This window comes from Microlunatus speluncae (assembly GCF_009299835.1).
Taxonomy (GTDB): Bacteria; Actinomycetota; Actinomycetes; order Propionibacteriales; family Propionibacteriaceae; genus Microlunatus; species Microlunatus speluncae.
Genome location: NZ_VKCZ01000019.1, coordinates 424,870 through 448,173 on the forward strand (window position 1 = coordinate 424,870; position 23,304 = coordinate 448,173).

At 65.3% G+C, this 23,304-nt stretch carries 12 protein-coding genes and 3 rRNA genes; 7 read left to right on the forward strand and 8 right to left on the reverse strand.

Annotated features, from left to right (window positions below):
* The first annotated feature begins 34 nt into the window (after positions 1–34).
* The 5 genes from sthA to rrf all read left to right on the forward strand — a co-directional run bounded on the left by sthA (position 35) and on the right by rrf (position 8,903).
* Positions 35–1,486 carry a Si-specific NAD(P)(+) transhydrogenase gene (sthA, locus tag FNH24_RS24255; protein ID WP_152364805.1) on the forward strand — a complete coding sequence of 484 codons (1,452 nt, stop codon included), beginning with the start codon at positions 35–37 and terminating at the stop codon, positions 1,484–1,486.
* A 58-nt stretch (positions 1,487–1,544) separates the two neighbouring features.
* Positions 1,545–2,813 (forward strand): tyrosine--tRNA ligase, encoded by a 1,269-nt coding sequence (gene tyrS / locus FNH24_RS24260; RefSeq protein ID WP_152364806.1) that lies wholly within the window; start codon positions 1,545–1,547, stop codon positions 2,811–2,813.
* A 919-nt stretch (positions 2,814–3,732) separates the two neighbouring features.
* Positions 3,733–5,251: ribosomal RNA gene (locus tag FNH24_RS24265) — 16S ribosomal RNA — on the forward strand.
* A 320-nt stretch (positions 5,252–5,571) separates the two neighbouring features.
* Positions 5,572–8,698, forward strand: a 23S ribosomal RNA gene (locus tag FNH24_RS24270).
* 88 nt (positions 8,699–8,786) lie between these two features.
* Positions 8,787–8,903 (forward strand): 5S ribosomal RNA (rrf, locus tag FNH24_RS24275).
* The 16S, 23S and 5S rRNA genes sit together here, the layout of an rRNA operon.
* Positions 8,904–9,037: 134 nt before the next feature.
* On the opposite strand, the gene xylB is transcribed toward rrf, so the two are convergent.
* The 6 genes from xylB to FNH24_RS24305 form a co-directional block, all read right to left on the reverse strand.
* Positions 9,038–10,444: a xylulokinase gene (gene xylB / locus FNH24_RS24280; RefSeq protein WP_152364807.1), complete on the reverse strand. Its 1,407-nt coding sequence runs from the start codon at positions 10,442–10,444 to the stop codon at positions 9,038–9,040.
* A gap of 153 nt (positions 10,445–10,597) precedes the next feature.
* Positions 10,598–11,410: a DeoR/GlpR family DNA-binding transcription regulator gene (locus FNH24_RS24285; protein ID WP_152364808.1), complete on the reverse strand. Its 813-nt coding sequence runs from the start codon at positions 11,408–11,410 to the stop codon at positions 10,598–10,600.
* Entirely contained in the window at positions 11,410–12,432 is a 1,023-nt protein-coding gene (locus tag FNH24_RS24290; protein WP_152364809.1) for a zinc-dependent alcohol dehydrogenase family protein, read from the reverse strand. Before FNH24_RS24290 ends, FNH24_RS24285 begins: the two co-directional genes overlap by 1 nt.
* Positions 12,432–13,319 carry a carbohydrate ABC transporter permease gene (locus FNH24_RS24295; protein WP_152364810.1) on the reverse strand — a complete coding sequence of 296 codons (888 nt, stop codon included), beginning with the start codon at positions 13,317–13,319 and terminating at the stop codon, positions 12,432–12,434. The genes FNH24_RS24290 and FNH24_RS24295 overlap by 1 nt, the downstream gene beginning before the upstream one ends.
* The gene (locus tag FNH24_RS24300; protein WP_152364811.1) at positions 13,316–14,275 is read right to left on the reverse strand and encodes a carbohydrate ABC transporter permease; all 960 of its coding nucleotides are present in this window, start codon (positions 14,273–14,275) and stop codon (positions 13,316–13,318) included. The genes FNH24_RS24295 and FNH24_RS24300 overlap by 4 nt, the downstream gene beginning before the upstream one ends.
* A gap of 14 nt (positions 14,276–14,289) precedes the next feature.
* Entirely contained in the window at positions 14,290–15,654 is a 1,365-nt protein-coding gene (locus FNH24_RS24305; RefSeq protein WP_152364812.1) for an ABC transporter substrate-binding protein, read from the reverse strand.
* A gap of 186 nt (positions 15,655–15,840) precedes the next feature.
* Here FNH24_RS24305 and FNH24_RS24310 point away from each other — a divergent pair, with 186 nt between their 5' ends.
* The gene (locus tag FNH24_RS24310; protein ID WP_152364813.1) at positions 15,841–16,650 is read left to right on the forward strand and encodes a DeoR/GlpR family DNA-binding transcription regulator; all 810 of its coding nucleotides are present in this window, start codon (positions 15,841–15,843) and stop codon (positions 16,648–16,650) included.
* On the opposite strand, the gene FNH24_RS24315 is transcribed toward FNH24_RS24310, so the two are convergent.
* Positions 16,651–17,829, reverse strand: a complete 1,179-nt coding sequence (locus tag FNH24_RS24315) for an FAD-dependent monooxygenase (RefSeq protein ID WP_152364814.1) — start codon at positions 17,827–17,829, stop codon at positions 16,651–16,653.
* A 93-nt stretch (positions 17,830–17,922) separates the two neighbouring features.
* On the opposite strand from FNH24_RS24315, the gene FNH24_RS24320 reads away from it, so the two are divergent.
* Positions 17,923–18,621 (forward strand): TetR/AcrR family transcriptional regulator, encoded by a 699-nt coding sequence (locus tag FNH24_RS24320; protein WP_152364815.1) that lies wholly within the window; start codon positions 17,923–17,925, stop codon positions 18,619–18,621.
* A 614-nt stretch (positions 18,622–19,235) separates the two neighbouring features.
* Here the strand turns inward: FNH24_RS24320 and ileS are convergent.
* Complete coding sequence (gene ileS, locus FNH24_RS24325; RefSeq protein ID WP_152364816.1) at positions 19,236–22,391, reverse strand: isoleucine--tRNA ligase; 3,156 nt, start codon at positions 22,389–22,391, stop codon at positions 19,236–19,238.
* Between the last annotated feature and the right edge of the window lie 913 nt (positions 22,392–23,304).

A 23,304-nucleotide genomic window follows, 5' to 3' on the forward strand; every position in this document is an offset into this window, starting at 1 on the left:
AGCGCCCGTAACGAGGTCATGACACCCTGAGTGGATGGATCACGGCTACGACTACGATCTCGCGGTCATCGGCTCCGGGCCAGGGGGCCAGAAGGCCGCCATCATGGCCGCCAAGCTCGGCCGCCGGGTCTGTGTGATCGACCGGCCGCAGATGGTCGGCGGCGTCTGCGTCAACACCGGCACGATCCCGTCCAAGACGTTGCGGGAGGCGGTCGTCTACCTGACCGGGATGCAGCTGCGGGATCTGTACGGCGCCAGTTACCGGGTCAAGAGCGACATCACCATCGGCGACCTGCTGGCCCGGTTGCAGCACGTCGTCGGTCGGGAGACCGAGGTCGTCCGGTCGCAGCTGCTGCGCAACCACATCGAGCTGATCGGCGGCACGGCGTCGTTCGTCGATCCGCACACCCTGTCGATCGAGGGCGAGGGGACGGCGCAGCACCTGACCGTGACGGCGGCCAAGATCGTGATCGCCACCGGCACCACGCCGGCCCGCCCGCCACAGATCCAGTTCGACGGCGCCCGCATCCTCGACTCCGACCAGATCCTCACCCTGGAAGAGGTCCCGGACTCCCTGGTCGTCGTCGGCGCCGGGGTGATCGGCGTCGAGTACGCCTCGATCTTCGCCGCCCTGGGCACCCGGGTGACCCTGGTCGAGAAGAGGCCGCGGATGCTCGAGTTCTGCGACCCGGAGCTGATCGAGTCGCTCAAGTTCCATCTCCGCGACCAGTCGATGTCGTTCCGGTTCGGCGAGGAGGTGTCGTCGGTGGAGAGCTCCGGCCGCGGCACCATCACCACGCTCGCCTCGGGCAAGAAGATCGCCGCCGAGGTGGTGATGTATTCGGCCGGCCGACAGGGCGCCACCGGTCGGCTCCGGCTCGATCAGGCCGGCCTGACCGCCGACCCGCGTGGCAGGCTGGTGGTTGACGAGAACTACCGGACCGAGGTCGATCACCTGTATGCCGTCGGCGACGTGATCGGCTTCCCGGCGCTGGCCGCGACCTCGATGGATCAGGGCCGGCTGGCCGCCGCGCACGCGTTCGACGAGCCGGCGCACGAGCTGCGCGAGTTGCAGCCGATCGGCATCTACACCATTCCCGAACTCTCCTACTGCGGCCGGACGGAGGAGGAGCTGACGGCGGAGGCGGTGCCGTTCGAGGTCGGCATCTCCCGCTACCGCGAGTTGGCCCGCGGCCAGATCGTCGGCGATCCGTACGGGATGCTGAAGCTGATCGTGCACAGCGAGACCCGACACATCCTCGGCGTCCACGTCTTCGGCACCTCGGCGACCGAACTGGTGCACATCGGCCAGGCGATCATGGGCTGCGGCGGCACCGTCGACTACCTGGTGGACACGGTGCTCAACTATCCGACCCTGTCCGAGGCGTACAAGGTGGCGGCTCTGGACGTGACCAACAAGATGCGCGCCGTCGACCGCCTGATGAATGCCATGCAGCAGAGCGAATCCCGGCCAGCTCCCGGATGAGAGTCCGAGTGGTGCGCTGGGGCGGGACGTCGTTCGCCGGTTCGCTAGATTCACCAGCGTGACCGACATCCTCGACGAACTCAGCTGGCGTGGCCTGGTGGCCGAATCGACCGACCGGGACGCGCTGCGCGAGCACCTCGCGGCCGGGCCCATCACCTTCTACGTGGGCTTCGACCCGACGGCGCCTAGCCTGCACTTCGGCAACCTGGTGCAGCTGATCGTCGCCGGCCATCTGCAACGGGCTGGGCATCGGCCGCTGATCCTGGTCGGCGGTTCGACCGGCCTGATCGGCGACCCCAAGGACTCCGGCGAGCGGACGCTGAACTCGAAGGAGGTCGTCGCCGGCTGGGTGGGCCGGATCCGTGACCAGGTGTCGAAGTACGTCGACTTCACCGGGCCGGCCGCGGCCACGGTGGTCAACAACCTGGACTGGACCGGGACGGTGCCGGTGCTGGACTTCCTCCGCGACATCGGCAAGCACTTCCCGGTGAACCGGATGCTGGCCCGGGATGTGGTGCGGAACCGGCTGGAGGCGGGGATCTCGTACACGGAGTTCTCCTACGTCCTGCTGCAGTCCTTCGACTACCTCGAGTTGTACCGCCGGCACGGCTGCACGCTGCAGTTCGGCGGCTCCGATCAGTGGGGCAACATCACCGCCGGCGTCGAGCTGGTCCGGCGGTCGGCGGGGGAACGGGTGCATGCGCTGGCGACACCGCTGCTGACCAAGGCGGACGGGACCAAGTTCGGTAAGACCGAGTCCGGCACGGTCTGGCTCGATCCGCAGATGACCAGCCCGTACGCATTCCACCAGTTCTTCCTCAACGCCGAGGACGCCAAGGTGATCGAATACCTGAAGGTGTTCTCGGCCCGCTCGGCCGAGGAGATCGCGGAGCTGGAGCGGGCCACCGAGGAGCGGCCGCACGAACGCCGGGCCCAACGCGCGCTGGCCGACGACGTCACCGACTTCGTCCATTCCCGGTCGGCCCGGGAGGGCGCCGAGGCTGCCGCCGCGGCGCTGTTCGGCCGGGCGGATCTGGCGGACCTGGACGAGGACACCCTGGCCGGCGTGGTGGCCGAGGTCGGTGGTGCCGAGGTGACGACCTCCGACGGAGGGCTGCCGTCGGTGGTCGCGGTGTTGGAGGCCAGTGGGGTGGTGGCCAGCAAGTCGGCGGCCCGGCGCACGATCGCCGAGGGCGGCGCCTACCTGAACAACGAGAAGGTGACCGATCCGGACGCCCGGGTGGCCGACACCGCTCTGCTGCACGGTCGCTTCGTGATCACGCGCCGGGGTCGGAAGACGGTCGGCGCCGTTACCATCCGACGCTGATCCGCGGCCACTCCACGTGGGCGTGTCACGCTGTGAGGACTGCCACGGCCGCTCGATTTGACCCTGTCCGGACGAGCCTCGTAATGTTCTACCTGTCGAGCCGGGGGGGCGGAACGCAGAGGGAAACCGAAGCGAGCCACCGGCCGAACTCCACCGAGATGAAGATCCGGTTGATGTGCGCCCTTGAGCGGGTCCATCGCGAAGACCGGGTCAGGAACCCTCGGAGGAGCGGGATGCCAGACACGCTTGACTCGCAAGAGTCGGACGAGTAAAGTAGCCCAAGCCTCCAGCAGGAGGCACACCAACCCACGATGATCCAACCGGGATCGTTGCGCGCTCGATCAGAGCAGCAAGGAGTCCGGAGCAGCAACGTGGGCGAAGACAAATCAATAGTGGGGAATCGGGACCGGATTTGACACCCGAAACCGAGAATCACTAAGGTTGGTCGGGTTGCCTCAAAGAAGATCGAGGCAACACAAGACACCGAAGTGGAGCTCAGAAAGCGGATTTGACACCGCAAACTGAGAATCACTAAGGTTAGTCGGGTTTGCCTCAGCGAAACGAAAGTGACCTGAGGAAGCCAAACACACCACAGTGAATCTCGGAAACACGGATTTGACACCGGAAACCGAACCTCACTAAAGTAAGTCGAGTTGCCCCAAACGGAAACGAAAGTGACCGAGCGGTGTGCACCCGAAGCTTGAGAACTCAACAGCGTGCTAAAAGTCAATGCCAAATATGCACAACAACCCCGTGCTCTTGACATTGAAGAAGACTGGGCCTCTAACGATGCTCATGCTTCGACAATATCATGAGTTCGGAATTCCTTTGATTGATTGATGAACCCAGCAATGGGTCTTGTCAGCGATCGAATTTGAGTTGAACGGAACCGGCCTAATAAAGCCGCAACCGATAGATTTCAACGGAGAGTTTGATCCTGGCTCAGGACGAACGCTGGCGGCGTGCTTAACACATGCAAGTCGAACGGTAAGGCCCCTTCGGGGGTACACGAGTGGCGAACGGGTGAGTAACACGTGAGCAACCTACCCTTGACATCGGAATAAGCCCGAGAAATCGGGTCTAATACCGAATGATCACTCTTGTGGACATCCACGAGAGTGCAAAGCTCCGGCGGTCAGGGATGGGCTCGCGGCCTATCAGCTAGTTGGTGAGGTAACGGCTCACCAAGGCTTCTACGGGTAGCCGGCCTGAGAGGGCGACCGGCCACACTGGGACTGAGATACGGCCCAGACTCCTACGGGAGGCAGCAGTGGGGAATATTGCACAATGGACGAAAGTCTGATGCAGCAACGCCGCGTGCGGGATGACGGCCTTCGGGTTGTAAACCGCTTTCAGTACCGACGAAGCGAAAGTGACGGTAGGTGCAGAAGAAGGACCGGCCAACTACGTGCCAGCAGCCGCGGTGATACGTAGGGTCCGAGCGTTGTCCGGAATTATTGGGCGTAAAGGGCTTGTAGGCGGTCTGCTGCGTCGGGAGTGAAAACTCAGGGCTTAACCCTGAGCCTGCTTCCGATACGGGCAGACTAGAGGAATGCAGGGGAGAATGGAATACCTGGTGGAGCGGTGGAATGCGCAGATATCAGGTGGAACACCAGTGGCGAAGGCGGTTCTCTGGGCATTTCCTGACGCTGAGAAGCGAAAGCGTGGGGAGCAAACAGGCTTAGATACCCTGGTAGTCCACGCCGTAAACGGTGGGCACTAGGTGTGGGACTCATTCCACGAGTTCCGTGCCGTAGCTAACGCATTAAGTGCCCCGCCTGGGGAGTACGGCCGCAAGGCTAAAACTCAAAGGAATTGACGGGGGCCCGCACAAGCGGCGGAGCATGCGGATTAATTCGATGCAACGCGAAGAACCTTACCTGGGTTTGACATATACCGGAAAGCTGCAGAGATGTAGCCCCCGCAAGGTCGGTATACAGGTGGTGCATGGCTGTCGTCAGCTCGTGTCGTGAGATGTTGGGTTAAGTCCCGCAACGAGCGCAACCCTCGTCCTATGTTGCCAGCGGATAATGCCGGGGACTCATAGGAGACTGCCGGGGTCAACTCGGAGGAAGGTGGGGATGACGTCAAGTCATCATGCCCCTTATGTCCAGGGCTTCACGCATGCTACAATGGCTGGTACAAAGAGCTGCGAGACCGCAAGGTTAAGCGAATCTCAAAAAGCCAGTCTCAGTTCGGATTGGGGTCTGCAACTCGACCCCATGAAGTCGGAGTCGCTAGTAATCGCAGATCAGCAACGCTGCGGTGAATACGTTCCCGGGCCTTGTACACACCGCCCGTCAAGTCATGAAAGTCGGTAACACCCGAAGCCGGTGGCCCAACCCTTGTGGAGGGAGCCGTCGAAGGTGGGACCGGCGATTAGGACTAAGTCGTAACAAGGTAGCCGTACCGGAAGGTGCGGCTGGATCACCTCCTTTCTAAGGAGCCATATGGCGGACTCGTCCGTCCATGCACTCAGATCTGAGTCGTTCGTACCCAGCTGAGTAGGCACCGGAATGTGGAACATTGACCATTAAGCCGTAGCCGGCGAGCAACGTCAGTACAACCTACGCAAGTAGGAGTGGAAACTCGAAGCTCATCGGATACGGCCTGAGGCACGCTGTTGAGCCCTGAGGTTTCGGTTGCATCTGCAACCACCTCCAGCGGACATCGATCCCTCTCGACCAAAATCGAGAGGGACTATGTTTCCGCCCGTATGTTGAGAACTTCACAGTGGACGCGAGCATCTTTGTAGTAACAACAAGCTACTAAGGGCAATCGGTGGATGCCTAGGCACCAAGAGCCGATGAAGGACGTTGTAACCTGCGATAAGCCCCGGGGAGCTGGTAAACGAGCTTCGATCCGGGGATCTCCGAATAGGGAAACCTCGAAAGAAACCGGAGTAATGTCCGGCGACCTCTGCCTGAACACATAGGGCAGTTGGAGGGAACGTGGGGAAGTGAATCATCTCAGTACCCACAGGAAGAGAAAACAACAGTGATTCCGTAAGTAGACGTGAGCGAAAGCGGAAGAGGCCAAACCACAGATGTGTGATAGCTGACAGGCGTTGCATCTGCGGTGTTGTGGGGCCATTCAGACCGGGCTGTCATCCGGTCAGAGAGTCACAAATGATCAATGAAGTCGAAGTGCGCTGGGAAGGCACGGCACAGAAGGTAATACCCCTGTAGACGTAAGTTGATCACTCTCGAGTGTCACCCCAAGTAGGACGGAGGTCCTGAATCCTCCGTGCGAATCTGGCAGGACCACCTGCTAAGCCTAAATACTCCTTGGTGACCGATAGCGGACCAGTACCGTGAGGGAAAGGTGAAAAGTACCCCGGGAGGGGAGTGAAAGAGTACCTGAAACCGATTGCCTACAATCCGTCGGAGCTGATCTTCGGATCTGTGACGGCGTGCCTTTTGAAGAATGAGCCTGCGAGTTAGTGGTACGTGGCGAGGTTAACCCGTGTGGGGTAGCCGTAGCGAAAGCGAGTCTGAATAGGGCGATTCAGTCGCGTGCTCTAGACCCGAAGCGGAGTGATCTATCCATGGCCAGGGTGAAGCGACGGTAAGACGTCGTGGAGGCCCGAACCCACCAGGGTTACAAACCTGGGGGATGAGCTGTGGATAGGGGTGAAAGGCCAATCAAACTCCGTAATAGCTGGTTCTCCCCGAAATGCATATAGGTGCAGCGTCGCGTGTTTCTTACCGGAGGTAGAGCACTGGATAGTCTAGGGGGCCCACAAGCTTACCGAAATTAGCCAAACTCCGAATGCCGGTAAGTGAGAGCGCGGCAGTGAGACTGCGGGCGATAAGGTTCGTAGTCGAGAGGGAAACAGCCCAGAACACCAGCTAAGGCCCCTAAGCGATTGCTAAGTGGAAAAGGATGTGGAGTTGCGGAGACAACCAGGAGGTTGGCTTGGAAGCAGCCACCCTTGAAAGAGTGCGTAATAGCTCACTGGTCAAGTGATTCTGCGCCGACAATTTAGCGGGGCTCAAGCAATCCGCCGAAGCTGTGTCATTCACGCAAGTGCCCGGCTTGAACTCTTCGGAGTCCAGGTCCAAGCGCGTGGATGGGTAGGGGAGCGTCGTGTGTGCAGAGAAGCGGCAGGGTGACCTAGCCGTGGAGCGCACACGAGTGAGAATGCAGGCATGAGTAGCGAAAGACGGGTGAGAAACCCGTCCGCCGAATGACCAAGGGTTCCAGGGTCAAGCTAATCTGCCCTGGGTAAGTCGGGACCTAAGGCGAGGCCGACAGGCGTAGTCGATGGACAACGGGTTGATATTCCCGTACCGGCGTATGAACGCCCCTGCCGAGGCGAATAATGCTAAGCACGCGAGCGCTGAGGACGTCTTCGGACTGATTCAGCATGAGTCTGCGACCCAAGTTCGTATTAGGCAAGCTGAGGAGTGACGCAGGAAGGTAGCCCATCCCGGGCGATGGTAGTCCCGGGCTAAATGCGTAGGGCGAGATGTAGGCAAATCCGCATCTCATGTGCCTGAGACATGACGGCTCTATCGATTTCGATCGAATGAGTGGGTGATCCTATGCTGCCTAGAAAACCTTCGTAGCGAGTTCATAAGCCGCCCGTACCCTAAACCGACTCTGGTGGTCAGGTAGAGAATACTAAGGCGATCGAGATAACCGTGGTTAAGGAACTCGGCAAAATACCCCCGTAACTTAGGGATAAGGGGGGCCGACTCTGTCTATGGATTTACTCCAGACGGCGGAGAAGGCCGCAGAGACCAGGCCCGAGCGACTGTTTATTAAAAACACAGGTCCGTGCTAAGTCGTAAGACGATGTATACGGACTGACGCCTGCCCGGTGCTGGAACGTTAAGGGGAGGTGTTAGCCGCAAGGCGAAGCACTGAACTTAAGCGCCAGTAAACGGCGGTGGTAACTATAACCATCCTAAGGTAGCGAAATTCCTTGTCGGGTAAGTTCCGACCTGCACGAATGGCGTAACGACTTGGGCGCTGTCTCGACCACGGACTCGGCGAAATTGCACTACGAGTAAAGATGCTCGTTACGCGCAGCAGGACGGAAAGACCCCGGGACCTTTACTATAGTTTGGTATTGGTGATCGGTACAATTTGTGTAGGATAGGTGGGAGACTTTGAAGCAGTCACGCCAGTGGTTGTGGAGTCAATGTTGAAATACCACTCTGGTTGTTCTGGTTATCTAACCTAGGTCCGTTATCCGGATCAGGGACAGTGCCTGATGGGTAGTTTGACTGGGGCGGTCGCCTCCTAAAAGGTAACGGAGGCGCCCAAAGGTTCCCTCAGCCTGGTTGGCAATCAGGTTTCGAGTGTAAGTGCACAAGGGAGCTTGACTGTGAGAGAGGCATCTCGAGCAGGGACGAAAGTCGGGACTAGTGATCTGACGGTGGCACGTGGAAGCGCCGTCACTCAACGGCTAAAAGGTACCCCGGGGATAACAGGCTGATCTTGCCCGAGCGTCCATAGCGACGGCATGGTTTGGCACCTCGATGTCGGCTCGTCGCATCCTGGGGCTGTAGTCGGTCCCAAGGGTTGGGCTGTTCGCCCATTAAAGCGGCACGCGAGCTGGGTTTAGAACGTCGTGAGACAGTTCGGTCCCTATCCGCTGCGCGCGTAGGAGTCTTGAGGAGAGCTGTCCTTAGTACGAGAGGACCGGGATGGACGAACCTCTGGTGTGCCAGTTGTCCTGCCAAGGGCACGGCTGGTTGGCTACGTTCGGATGTGATAACCGCTGAAAGCATCTAAGCGGGAAGCACACTCCAAGATGATGGCTCCCACAGGGTAACCTGGTAAGGCCCCCAGCAGAACACTGGGTGATAGGTCGGATGTGGAAGCACAGTAATGTGTGGAGCTGACCGATACTAATAGGCCGAGGGCTTGTTCCTACAAAGATGCTACGCGTCCACTGTGCAGTTCCCGAGATACGGTCGGCTCCCCATTAAATTGGGTGAGACGCTGACATCTCCATAGAGTTTCGGTGATCATAGCAAGAGGGAAACACCCGGTCCCATTCCGAACCCGGAAGTTAAGCCTCTTAGCGCCGATGGTACTGCACGGGGAGCCGTGTGGGAGACTAGGACGTCGCCGGACATTTTACTTCAAGGTCGATCTCTTCGGAGATCGGCCTTGAAGTGTTTATAGGCATTATCGTTCCCTGAGCCTGTCGAAGGGCAAGTCACATGGTTGTGGCATTGCCCTTCGACAAGCTCAGGGAACGTTTTATTTCAGGAAGCAGTTTGCGGGAAGTGCTGATGCAGCAGCTCGACGTAACGATCGTTGAGGTCGCGCGCGGCCGTGGTCTCGGATCCGTTCGGTTCGTGCTGACCGAGCACCGGCACCTGCCAGTCGGGAAGCTCTCCCGTAAGAGCCCAGGCGGCCTGCCGGGCAGCCCCGACGGCAACACTCTCGAACGGCTCGGTGAAGGCGATCGGCAGTCCGAACACCGCCGGCGCGATCGCCCGCACGGCCGCGGACTGGGCCGCGCCGCCGGTCAGCGTGATCCGCCCGATCCCGCCGGTCTCCTGCCGGAGCACGCCCACACCGTAGGCGAGGCTCCACAGCACCCCCTCGATGGTGGCCCGGGCGACGTTGGCCGGGGTGAGGTTCTTCAGGGTCAGGCCGAGCAGCTGTCCGGTCGCATCGGGCAGCGCGGGGGTGCGTTCTCCCTCCAGATACGGCAGATAGCTGACGCCCTCGCTTCCCGGCGGGGCGCTCTGGGCCAGCCGGTCGAACTCGGCCAGGTCGACCCCCAGCAGCTCCGCGGTCGCGACCAGGTTGCGGGCCCCGTTGAGCGTGCAGACCAGGGGCAGGAACGCCCCGGTGGCGTCGGCGAACCCGGCCACCGTGCCGGTCGACTCGTGGGTCTGCCGATCGGAGCGCACGTAGGCGGTGCCGCTGGTGCCCAGCGAAACGACCGCCTCGCCCGGCCGCAGCCCCATCCCGAGCGCTGCCGCCATGTTGTCCCCGGTGCCCGGGGCGATCGCGGCTCCCCACGGGGTCTCACCGACGACCTCGTTCGGTGCGGCCACCCGAGGCAGGTCCAGGTCACGACCGATCGCCAGCCGGACCAGTTCTTGGCGGTACTCGTTGGCGGTCGCGTCGAAGTAGAGGGTGCCGGAGGCGTCGCCCCGATCGGTCACCGGCGCGAAGGACCGCTCCCCGAGTTGCCAGGTGAGCCAGTCGTGCGGCAGCACCACGGTGCGGGTACGGCTCGCGTTGTCCGGTTCGGCCCGGGCCAGCCAGCGGATCTTGGCCACGGTCATCGAGGCCACCGGAACCGACCCGGTCGCGTCAGCCCAGGCCTTCGCCCCGCCGAGCTCGTCGATCAGATCCACGGCGTCCTGGCCGGACCGGTTGTCGTTCCAGAGCAGGGCGTCGCGGACCAGTTCGCCGTCCTCGTCCAGGGTGACCATGCCGTGCTGCTGCCCGCCGACGGCGATGGCGTCGACGCCCTCGAGCAGCGCCGGGTCGGCCGTGGCGTCGCGGTAGGCGTCCAGCCAGGCCTGGGCCGACACTTCGGTGCCGTCAGGATGGGGAGCGCGGGCGGTCCGGACCACGGCGCCGGTGTCGGCATCGCAGACCACGAGCTTGACCGACTGGGTGGACGAGTCGACGCCGGCGACGAGCGGCATGGTGATCTCCCCTTGAAGGTGGACAGTTTGCGGGCTCGCGATCGAAGGTGATCGTTCGTTCCCTGAGCCTGTCGAAGGGCTGGCCGGGCCAGCTTTCAAACCTTGATCGGATTTGCCCTTCGACAGGCTCAGGGAACGAACAGTCCGGACCGCTCAGGCTCCGACGATAGCGTCCGGATCCGGGGCAGCGGCGGCCCGGTCTCGGCCGATGAGCTCGAGATCGGCGTCGCGATAGGGGCGCAGCAGTTCGTCGGGCACATCCTCGGTCACCGCCAACCGGTCCACCTGGTCCAGCGTGCCGAAGCGGACCAAGGCGGTGCTGCCGAGCGCGGCCGCGGTGGCCAGTGCGATGAGGGTTGCCCCGGCGGCGACCTCGGCTTCGGACACCGCCGCGGCGGCCGGCGTGTGTTGGGTCAGGCCGTGCTCGCGGCTGACCCCGGCGGGGCAGACCACGCTGACGTCGGTGTGCAGCCGGCGCAGCTCGGTGAGTGCCCAGTCACCCTCCTGCGCCCGGGTCCGGGCCGAGACCGTACCGCCGATGTTGTAGACGGACAGACCGGGAGCCCGGGACAGCACGATCGCCACGTCCAGCGAGTTGGTGACGATGGTCAGCCCGGTCAGGTCGGCCGGCTCGGTGACGATCAAGGTGGCCAGGGTCAGCGTCGGCTCGCCGGCGCCGAACAGGATCGTGCCGGAGCGCGGCAGCAGGTCCCAGACGGCGTGCGCCCAGCCGTGATCACCGGGCTCCACGGCGGCCGGCTGACCGAGAGCCAGGATCGGATCCTGGTCGGTGCCGACGGCGCCGCCGTGCACCCGTCGCAGCAGACCGGCCCGCTCCATCGCCCGAAGATCACGACGAATCGTCTCCGGGGCGACGTCGAGCCGGTCGGCCGCGGTGATCACATCGATCCGGCCCTCGGCGGCCAACCACTCGGCCAGCGTCGCCTGGCGGATCTCGGCGGTCATCAGAGTAGGGCGGTCGATCGATCCAGCCCGGGCCGCAACTGCAGCTTGCGGCCGGTGCCGGCCCGGAACTGTTCGATCGCCCGGCCGTAGTCGGTGAGCGGGAACGCGTGGCTCACCATCGGCGCGGCGTTCAGCACGCCGGCGGCGAACAGCTCCACGGCCCGCTCATAGGAGTTCAGCACGGCCATCGAGCCGACCACGGTCACTTCGTCGTTGTAGATCCGAAACGGTGAGAACGCCGCCCGGGCGTCGGTCGGCGCGACCCCGAACTGCTGGAAGGTGCCTCCCCGGCGGACCCGGCCGAGCCCGTCCTCGATCGCGCCGACCGCGCCCGTACAGTCGATCACCACGTCCCAGCCACCCGGCCGGTTGTGATCATCGGCCGACTCGGCCACCAGGTCGATGCCCACCTCCCGGGCCGCCCGCAGCCGGTCCGGATTGCGGTCGACGACCGTGACCGAGGCGGCGCCGGCCCGCGGGGCCAGCTGGGCCATCATCAGGCCCATCGTGCCGGCGCCGTAGATCAGGTAGTGCTCGCCGAGCCGCCGGGGAAGCAGGTCGTAGCCGTGGATGGCACAGGAGAGCGGCTCGATCAGCGCCGCCAGCTCGAGGTCGACGCCGTCCGGCAGCCGGTAGACGTTGCGCACCGGCGCCAGCATCAGCTCGGCCGCGGAGCCATTGGTGCGGGCCACCCCGGACCCGTCCCAGCGTTCGCACAGGTTGGGCCGGCCGGCGCGACAGAACGTGCACTCGCCGCAGGTCAGCGTCGGATCGACCGATACCCGGTCCCCGGGCGTGAACTCGGAGACCTCCGCGCCGACCGCTTCGACGATCCCGGAGGTCTCGTGCCCGGGAGTGATCGGGAAGACGGTCGGCTCGAACTCGCCGTCCAGCACGTGCACGTCGGTGCCGCAGATCCCGACCGCCACGACCCGCACCACGACCTCACGCGGCCCGGGCTTCGGATCCGGTACGTCAGCGAGCTCGAACCGGCCGGGCCCGGTGAAGACGATCGCCCGCATTACTTGACCGCTCCCATCGCCAGGCCACGGACCAGCCGCTTCTGCGCGATCCAGCCGGCGATGATCACCGGCAGCACCGCGATCGTCGCCGCCGCCGACAGCACCGCGAGGAACTGGCCGCGGCCGTCGACGAAGCTGCCCAGGAACGGCGGCGTCGTGCGCGCCACCACCGCGGTCAGCAGGTTGGCCAGGAAGTATTCGTTCCACGCGAAGATGAAGCAGATCAGGGCGGCGGCCGCGGCGCCGGGGGCGACGATCGGCAGCGAGATCCGCCACAGTTCACGCGAGTACGAGGCGCCGTCGACCTGCGCGGCCTCGACCACCGCCCGCGGCACCTCGGCGAAGAACGAGCGCATCATCCAGATTGCCAGCGGCAGGTTGATGCCGAGATAGAGCGCGCCCAGCCACCACAGGTTGTCCAGGCCGCGGACCACTTGCAGCAGCAGGAAGACCGGGATGATCGACGCCGCGACCGGCATGAACCGGGTCGAGATGAAGAAGAACAGCGCGTCCTGCCACTTCCCGATCGGCCGCACCGACAGCGCGTACGCGGCCGGGATGGCCAGGGCCATCACCACCAGCGTCGAGAGGATCGACACCGCAGCCGAGTTGGCCAGGTAGAGCCCCATGCCGCGCTCGAAGACCTGGCCATACCGGTCGAAGCTGAAGTCGGCGACGACCTTGGGCGGGAACGCGGCGGCGCCGGCCTCGGACTTGAAGCTGTTGAGCAGCATCCACAGCACCGGGAAGAAGAACAGGAACACCAGCACCCAGGTGATCCCGGTGACGATCACGCCGCCGACCTTGCGCTTGGTGAACCGGCTGCCGCCGCGGGCCACGGCCGGGCGGGCCGGGGCGGTGCGGGCCGGCATCGTCGTGGTGGTCATGCTCGTGCCTCCTCGGTGAAGACGCGGAACAGCGTGCGCAGGGCGATCGTGGTGACGATGATCGTCAGGATCACGGTGATCACGCCGTACGCGGCCGCCTCGCCGATCTCCTGACCGATGAAGGCGCGCTCGTACAGCAGGTAGGGCAGGGTCTTGGTGCCGCCGGTGCCCTTGGTCATGATGTTGACCGGGTCGAACACCTGGATCATCATCACCGTGCCGAGCAGCGTGGCCAGCTCCGCGTAGGTGCGCAGGTGCGGCAGCGTCATGTAGCGGAACGTCTGGATCGGTCCGGCGCCGTCGACGTCGGCCGCCTCGAGCACTTCGCCCGACTGCGACTGCAGGCCGGCCAACAGGATCAACATCATGAACGGCGTGTACTGCCAGGTCAGGGTGAAGATGATCGTGAGCATCGGAAAGTTGGTGTTCCAGGCGACCGGATCGACGCCGAAGAAGGACAGCCCGTAGTTGATCATGCCGGTGCCGACATCCAGCATCGAGTACTTCCAGATCAGCGCGGCCGCGGCCGGCATCACCAGGAACGGGGTGATCAACAGCGTCCGGGCCAGAGCCTGACCCTTGAACTTGCGGTCCAGCAGGATCGCGAACAGCAGGCCCAGCACCAGGGACAACAGCACCGAGCCGCCGACGATCAGGACCGTGGCCAGCGCCGAGGGCAGGAACACGCCGTTGGTGACGACCGCGGCGTAGTTGTCGAACCCGGCGAAGCCGCGCTGCTCCGGCCGAGCCAGATTCCAGTCGGCGAAGGAGTAGACGATCGTCGCGATGAACGGGACCTGGGTGATCACGATCGCGACCACCAGGGCCGGCAGGACCAGCTTTCGGGCGAAGATCCGCTCGGCCAGCTCCTGGCCGACGAGCTTGACCTTGATCTTCTTCGGCCTGGTCGGCTGCGGATCGGTAGCCGACCGAGCCGGGGCGGTTGCTGTGCTCATCCCCATGCCCTCACTCACTGTTGCTTCTGCTTGTCGCCGGCGCGCTGGGCGATCGCCTGCGCGTCGTTCAGAGCCCCGTCGAGATCACGGCGGCCCGCGATCACGTCCGCGACCAGCTGCGAGGTCTGATTGCCGACGTCCTGGAACTCGGGGATGGTGACGTACTGGATCCCGATCCAGGGTTGCGGCGCGATCCCGGGTTGCTTCGGGTCGACCTCCTGGATGATCTCCGCCGTCAGCGGGGCGAAGGCCTCACCGGAGGCCTGGTAGTCGGGGATCTCGAAGGTCGATTCGCGGGTGCCGGACGGGACGCGGGCCCAACCCATCCGCTCGCCGGCCAGCTGCACGTATTCCTTCGAGGTGGCCCACTTGACGAACTCCCAGGCCGCGGCCTTCTTCGCCGGATCGGCGTTGACGCTGGCATTGATGCCGAGGTTCCAGGACCACAGCCAGCCCGACTCGTCGGTCTGGTCGACCGGAGCCCGGACGTAGCCGAAGTTGCCCTTGTTGGGCCCGGACTCCAGTGAGCCTGCCGCCGAGGTCGCGTCGTACCACATCGCCGCGCCGCCGCCGGTGACCAGGTTGAGGCACTCGGTGAAGCCGTACGAGACCGGGTCGGGCTCGCCGCTCTCCTCGAGCGTGTTCAGGTAGAACTCGACCGCGCGGTGGAAGCCGGGGGCGTTGACCTGGGCGTTCCAGTTCTCGTCGTACCACTGCCCGCCATAGGTGTTGACGATCGTGCTCAGCGGCGCGAACATCTCGCCCCAGCCGGGCTTGCCGCGCAGACAGATCCCCGCCCGATCCGGCGTCTTGAGCTGCTTGGCGAAGTCGGCGACCTGCTGCCAGGTCGGTCGCTCCGGCATCTCGATCCCGGCAGCCTCGAACAGATCCTTGCGATACATCAGGAATGAGGACTCGCCGTAGAACGGCATCGCGTAATACCGGTCGTCGTAGGAGACGCCGTCCAGCACCGGCTCGAAGATGTCCTCGGCGTCGTAGGAGGGATCCTCGCCGGCCAGATCGGTCAGGTCGACCAGCCAGTCGTTCTGGCCCCAGATCGGCACCTCGTAGAGGCCGACGGTCATCACGTCGTACTGTCCGCCCGCGGTCGCGACGTCCTTGGTCGCGGCGTTGCGCAGATCGTTCTCCTCCATCATCAAGGTGTTGATCTTGATGTCCGGATGAGCCCGTTCGAACTCGGGAATGAGCTGGGCCAGGTCCTGCATCTGCGGGTTGTTGACGCTGGCGAAGGTCACCGTCGTCACGCCCGGTTGGTTGCCGAGACTGCCGAAGCCGGCACAGCCGGGGAGGACCAGGGTCATCCCGGCCAGCAGCACGACCGGTGCCAGCCGGGCTCTGGTGCGCGTAGTTGTGGTCATCGAAGGTCGGCCTCCTCGCCGCTGATCGCCGAGGGCAGCCGCCGCGCCGTTGCCGCATGCTCCGGGCTGCCCGTTTGTGACCATAACTCATTGAAACGTGCCCGGTCCAGACCGAATCTGGTCTGAAATCAGGATTTCAATGCCCGAGTATGGGTTGATTGTGGCCGATCGTGTTTGAATGGTCGCGTGGCGACCGCCGAGAGCTTGCCGATGTTTCCGCCGCAGCGGCAGCGGGCGATCGCGGAGTTCCTGTTGACGGTGCCGGGCCGGGATGTGAGCGTGGCCGAGATCGGGCGGCGGCTCGGGGTCGCCGCCGAGACCGTACGGCGTGATCTGGAGGTGTTGGCCCGGCGCGGCACCGTGCGCCGGGTGCGGGGCGGGGCGCGGCTGGTCGACGCGACCCCGTTCGAGCAGGCGCTGGCTGCGCGCCATGCCGAGCAGCGGGCGGAGAAGCTGGCGATCGCCGACCGGGTCGCGGCGGAGCTGCCCGCCGACGGGGTGATCGCGTTGGACTCGGGCTCGCTGACCTTCAACTGCGCTCAGGCGATGATCAAGGACTCCGGCGTGGCGGTGGTGACCAACAACCTGCCGGCCGCGCAGTTTCTGGCCCAGTCGTCGACGCTGACCGTGATCACGCTGCCCGGGCTGATCCGCGGCCTGACCTCGGCCGCGGTCGATGCCGCCACCAGCGGGCGGCTGGGCAGTCTCGCGGTCGACGTCGCGATCATCGGAGTGAACGGGCTGACGTCGAATCGCGGCCTGACCACGACCAACCCGGAGGAGGCCGCGGTCAAGCGCGCGATGTTGCTGGCCGCCCGGCGGCGGATCGTGCCGGTGATCTCCGGCAAGGTCGGCCGGGATTCCTTCTGTGCCTTCGGATCCTTGAGCGACGTCGATCTGATCATCACCGATTCGGGCGCGGATCCCGAGTTGCTGGCCGAGCTGACCGCGGCCGGCCCCGAGGTGATCGTCGTCGAGCCGGCTGCGGCCGGATGATCACCTCGGGTAGTCGGGCAGTTCGATGTCGTTGGCGAACTGGTCGGTCATCTTCATCATCATGCCGAGCAGGAAACGGTTGGCGAACGTGAGATTGCGCAGGCCGATCCGAAGCTTGGACGGGGGAGCGAGGAACGGCCCGGCGTTGCCCGACCGGGCGATCTTGGCGTAGCGGTGCATGACCGTGGTGTAGCGCTCGAAGGCGACCCGATGATCACCTTCGGCCACGGCCAGCTCGCCGGCCAGGACGTGGGCGCCGACCAGGGCCAGCCCGGTGCCGAATCCGCCCAGGGTGTTGCCGTACGCGGCGTCGCCGACCAGGGCGAACCGGCCCTTGGTATAGCGCTCGACGTGCACCCGGCTGATCGAGTCCAGGTAGAAGTCGGTCTGCTCGGGCAGCCTCGCCAGCAACTGCGGCACCCGCCAGCCGACCCCGGCGAACGCCTTGGTCACGAGCCGCTTCTGCTCCTCGACGTCGCGCCGGTCGTAATCCAGTTTCGGCGAGGCGAACACGTACAACTGCGGTGCCTTCGGGCCGCCGTCGGTGATCATCCGTCCCGGCGTGTTGTACATCGTGCCGACCGCCCGACCGTGCTCCGGGCCCGAGTTGGCGCCGTGCTGGGTCGGCGATCCGCCGACGACGGCGTAGTAGAAGCCCAGGTGTCGGACATAGTCGTCCTCGGGGCCGAAGGCGAGCCGGCGCACGCCGGAGTGCACTCCGTCGGTGCCGACCACCAGGTCGAACGTTTCGGGATCGCCGTTGGCGAAGGTCGCCTCGACCCCGGAGCCGCTCTCGACCAGGGCGGTCAGATGATCATCGAAGAGGTAGCGGCAGGAGTCGACGGTGCGCTGGTACAGCAGCGTGGCCAGATCGCCGCGCAGAATCTCGACGTCACCGCCGGAGAACTCGCCCGGGATGACGGCCTTGACCCGATCTTGATCATCGACGATGTGCAGATCGGTGCGCCCGGTCTGAAGATCATTGATGGCCTCCCACAGGTCCATCCGATCCAGCACCGTCCGGTGGGTCACGCCCTTGAAGTCCACGGCCTGACCGCCACCACGCAGCTCCGGTGCGCGCTCGACGACCGTGACCTCGTAGCCGTACCGGTTCAACCAGTAGGCGAGAGCCGGTCCGGCGACACTGGCACCGGAGATGAGGACCTTGCGAGTGGACATCCGAACCCCCTGAAGATTAATTGTGTCCGGTGGACACAGTTAAAGTGTATGGTAGACACAGTTTTCTCGTCAAGCCGTTGTCGGAAGGACGCCATGGACCACGCCGAGACCGTCGCGTTGCTGTGGCCGGACCCGCAGCCGCCGAAGCGCGGGCCCAAGCCGCGGATCACTCTGGAGCAGATCGTGCAGACCGGGATCGAGCTCGCCGATGCCGACGGGCTGGACAGCGTCTCGATGCAGCGGATCGCCGACCGGCTCGGCGTGACCAAGATGTCCCTCTACCGGTACGCACCGGGGAAGGGCGCGCTACTGGCCCTGATGCTCGACCGCGCCCTCGATGCGCCGCCGGAGGACCTGGCCGCCGCGTCCGACTGGCGCGCCGGCCTCCGTTCCTGGGCCTTCGCCATGCACGGCGCCCTCGCGGCCCATCCCTGGGCGATCGCCCTGGCCGTCGGTATCAGGCCCTTCGGCCCGAACGAGCTGCGCTGGACCGAGGTCGGTCTCCGGGTGCTCGGTCAGACCGACCTGGCCCGCGCCGACCGACTCGATGCCTTGGCGCTGGTTGCCATCCACGTCCGCGGCATGGTCCAGGAATCCGGCGGCGACGACGCCGTCGAGCGAGGCATCGGCGAGATCATGACCGCCGTCCTCGAAGCCCGGGTCGTCAGCTTCCCCGAAGTGTCCGCCGCCTTCAGTGAGGCCGCTGCCGCCGGCGGTCAGGACGAAGCCCTGGGCTTCGGCCTGGAACGGATCCTCGACGGTCTGGAACGCTTCATGGCCGAACCGAAGTGACCGCGGCGCCCTGTTCGTTCCCTCAGCCCGGATCCACCGATGATCTTGGATTCGCGGTGTCGCGATACCCGCTCGGGCTGGGCGTCTGTTCGTTCCCTGAGTCTGTTGACGAGGAGGCCAGTTGGCTGCTCCCTTCGGTTTCGGCCTGGCGGCCGGAAAGACGCGCCAAGGACGGGCGGGTCATGGCGGCCCGTTGAGACTTGCGGCCGGGCGTCGGTGACGCGCGGAAAGTCGTTGGGTGGGCATCGACTGTGACGTTTCCCGGCCGTTTCGTGCCGGTTGAGCCGGGAAACCTCACAGTCGATGATCCCAACCGCTGCACAACCGGTGCCCGGCCGGAATTCCCCAGGAACGCTCTAACCCGCCCGCCCTTGGCGCGTCTTTGATCTTCAGCGCGCCCGAGCTGACTTGCCCGAGCGACCGAAGCCTGCCGTCCGGCCCACTCGATGGATATTGCTGGTCGGGGTGTCGCGAAAGCTCTTCGTGCGGGAGGGTTCCACGTGGCAATGGCGGTTTTCGTCCCGCACGAAGAGCTTTCGTGACACCCCGACAGACTGAGCCTGTCGAAGCATGTCCTGAGCCTGTCGAAGGGGGCAGGCCCGATGGCAGCGGGGCTACCCGGCCTTGCTCAGCGCGAGTGCCAGGCCGAGATCGTCGAAGCGGATCCAGTCGGGGGCGGGCTCGGATTCGGTGACCTCGAGGGCGAGGACCTCGTCGGCGACGAGAGCGCCGTGATCGCGGAGGGCGGCGGCCATCTCGGGGGCGGCGGACCAGCTGAGGTGGATCCGGTCGGTGACCTCCAGGCCGGAGTCCTTGCGGGTCTCCTGGATCAGCCGGATCGCCTCGCGGGCGAGACCGGCGCTGATCAACTCTGGCGTGAGTTCGAGGTCGAGGGCGATGGTTTCGCCCTGATCGTTGAGGACCGACCAGCCTTCCTTGGGGCGCTCGGAGATGATCACCTCGTCGCTGGTCACCGCGGTGCCACCGTCGTGGTCGACGGTCGCGGAGCCCTTGCTGGACAGGGATTCCGCCAGGGTTGCCGCGTCGGCGGCGGCGATCGCGGCGGCGACCTGCGGGGTCTGCTTGCCGAATCGCTTGCCGAGGGCGCGGAAATTGCCCTTGGCGGTGTATTCGACCAGGTCGCCGGCGCCGGTGAAGGACTCGACCGTGCCGAGGTTGAGCTCGGCGGCGATCTCCGCCAGCAGTTCGGGGCCGAGGCGGTCATGGCTGACGGTCGGGATCAGGGCGCGGCCGAGGGGCTGCCGGATCTTGATCTTGGCCTCGGACCGAGCGGAGCGGCCCAGCTCGACCAGGCGCTGGGCCAGCTGCATGCCGGCGTCGAGCTCCTCGTCGCGCGACGCCGTGTCCGGCTCGGGCCACGAGGCCAGGTGGACCGAGTCCGGTCCGTTCGGATCCGTGCCGGTGAATAGGTCCTGCCACACCCGCTCGGTGAGGAACGGCGCCACCGGCGCCATCAGCCGGGTCACCGCGTCGAGCGTGTCGTGCAGGGTCCCCAACGCGCCCGCGTCACCCTTCCAGAACCGGCGGCGCGAGCGGCGCACGTACCAGTTGGACAGGTCGTCGACGAAGGAGGTGATCAACTGGCCGACCCGTTGCAGGTCGAAGTTCTCGTACGCGTCGGTGACCTCGGTGACCAGCCGGCCGGTGATCGACTTCAGCCAGCGGTCGAGGACATGGTCGGACTTCACGGCGGCGGCCGGGGTCCAGCCGTTGACGGTGGCGTAGAGGGCCTGGAAGGCGACGACGTTCCAGTAGGTCAACAGCACCTTGCGGACGGTCTCGGTGATCGTCGCGTGGCCGACCCGGCGCGACGCCCAGGGTGAGCCGCCGGCGGCCATGAACCAGCGGACCGCGTCGGCGCCGTGGGCATCCATCAACTCGATCGGGTCGAGCACGTTGCCGAGGTGCTTGGACATCTTGCGGCCGTCCTCGGCCAGGATGTGGCCGAGCACCACGACGTTCCGATACGAGGTCTCGTCGAAGACCAGGGTGCCGATCGTCATCAAGGTGTAGAACCAGCCGCGGGTCTGATCGATCGCCTCGCAGATGAAGTCGGCCGGATAGGCCCGCTCGAACTGTTCGGTCGAGCCGTCCAGATGCGGGAATCCCCACTGGGCAAAGGGCATCGAGCCCGAGTCGAACCAGGCGTCGATCACCTCCGGCACCCGCCGATAGGTGCCCTCCTCGCCCGGCCGGGTGAAGGTGACGTCGTCGACGAACGGCCGGTGCGGATCGAGGGTGGACAGCTCGCCCCCGGTCAGTTCGGACAGTTCGGCCAGCGACCCGACACAGATGATCTTGCTCGGGTCGGCGTCGTTGCGCCAGATCGGCAACGGCGTGCCCCAGTAACGCGCCCGGGACAGCGCCCAGTCGACGTTGTTGTTGAGCCAGTCGCCGTAGCGGCCCCACTTGATCGTGTCCGGAAACCAGGTGGTGCGCTCGTTCTCCCGCAGCAGCGCGTCCTTGATCTTGGTGGTCCGGATGTACCAGGACGGCAGCGCGTAATACATCAGTGCGCTGTGGCAGCGCCAGCAGTGCGGGTAGGAGTGCTCGAAGTCGATCCGGCGGAACAACCGGCCGCGCTGAGCCAGGTCTTCCATCAGGGCCTCGTTGGCGTCGCGGAAGTAGACCCCGCCGACCAACTCCAGGTCGGCGTCGAACCGGCCCTGGGTGTTGATCGGGTTGATCAGCTCGACCCCGTTGCGGCGCACCGATTCGAAGTCGTCGGCGCCGAAAACCGTGGCCTGGTGGACCAAACCGGTGCCGTCGGTCGTGGTGACGTAGTCCTCGTTCACCACGAAGTGGCCGCGACCCGGCCAGTCGACGATCGTGAACGGGCGGTCGTACGTCCAGCCGACCATCTCCGCGCCGGTGAACGTCGAGGTGACCCGCCAACCCTCGCCGAGGGCCGACTCCAGCAGCGACTCGGCCACCACCACCGGCCGTTCCTGATCATGGACGGCGACCGCGTACGTCACGTCGTCCTTGACCGCGACCAGCGCGTTGGACGGCAGGGTCCACGGGGTCGTGGTCCAGATCAGCAGATCCGCCTCGCCGGCGTGCGGGCCGGAGGTCAGCGGCAGCCGGACGTAGACCGACGGATCGACGATGTTCTCGTAGCCCTGTGCCAGCTCATGATCGGAGAGCCCGGTGCCGCAGCGCGGGCAGTACGGCGCGACCCGGAAGTCCTCGGTCAGCAGCCCGGCGTCGAAGATCTTCTTCAGCGCCCACCAGACCGACTCGACGTAACTCGGGCTCATCGTCTCGTACGCCTGGTCGAGATTGACCCAGTAGCCCATCCGCTCGGTCAGCTCGACGAACGCGTCGACATGCCGGCGCACCGACTCGCGGCACTTCGCGTTGAACGCCTCGACCCCGTAGCGCTCGATGTCCGGCTTGCCGTTCAGCCCCAGCTCGGACTCCACGGCGAGCTCGACCGGGAGCCCGTGGCAGTCCCAGCCGGCCTTCCGGTCCACCCGATAGCCGCGCATGGTGCGGAACCGCGGGAACACGTCCTTGAACACCCGGGTCTCGATGTGATGGGTGCCCGGCTTGCCGTTGGCGGTCGGCGGACCCTCGTAGAACGTCCACGGCTCGCCGTCGGCGGTCTGCTCCAGCGAGCGGTCGAAGGTCCGGCTCCGCTGCCACAGATCCAGGATCTGGTGCTCCATCGCCGGCAGGTCGATCTGCGGCGGGACGCTGTTGTAGCCGGTGGCGGGTCGGGAATCAGGGGTGTGCTGCTCAGTCATGGCGCGACGATGATATCCACCGCGCCCCTCCCACGGATCCAGCCTGAGGGTGGATGGGGCCGGAATGCGGTGAGTGGTGCAGGATTGTCGGGTGAATCAGGACCGTGGCAAGAGCGTTGGCCGGCAGGGCCCGCAGCGCCGTACCGAGGATCGGCGTGGCCGGGGACGGCGCGACGAACCGGGTGGGCGGGAGCGATCCGACCGGACCGGTGCGCCGCGGCCGAGCGCTGACGGCGCCCGTTCCGACCGGCCGAAGTCGGACCGGACGAAGCCCGACCGGGAGAAGTTCGACCGGACCGGGCCGGATCGGACGAGGTCGGACCGCCCCGGAGCCGACCGGGCCAAGGGAGACCGCCCGACGGGCGACCGCCGGCGGGACGATCGGAGCAAGGACGACCGATCGAAGGGTGATCGCTGGCAGGATCGTTCGCGGGAGAATCGGTCCAAGGAGGATCGCTGGCAGGGCGACCGATCGAAGGGTGATCGCCCTCAGGGTGATCGGTGGCAGGGCGACCGCTCCCGGGACGACCGCTCCCGGGACCGTTCCAAGGATGATCGCTCGAAGAGCGATCGGTCGCGCGATGATCGTCCGCGCGGTGACCGGTCGAAGGATGATCGTTGGAAGAGTGATCGCCCGGCGGGCGAACGCAGCGGCCGGGACCGGGCCGGATCCGACCGCGCGGGCTATGACCGCTCGAGGTCGGATCGCTCGGGATCGGATCGCTCGGGATCGGACCGTGGGAGATCGGATCGCTCGGGATCGGACCGTGGGAGATCGGATCGCTCGGGATCGGACCGTGGGAGATCGGATCGCTCGGGATCGGACCGTGGGAGATCGGATCGCTCGGGATCGGACCGTGGGAGATCGGATCGCTCGGGATCGGACCGTGGGAGATCGGATCGCTCGGGATCG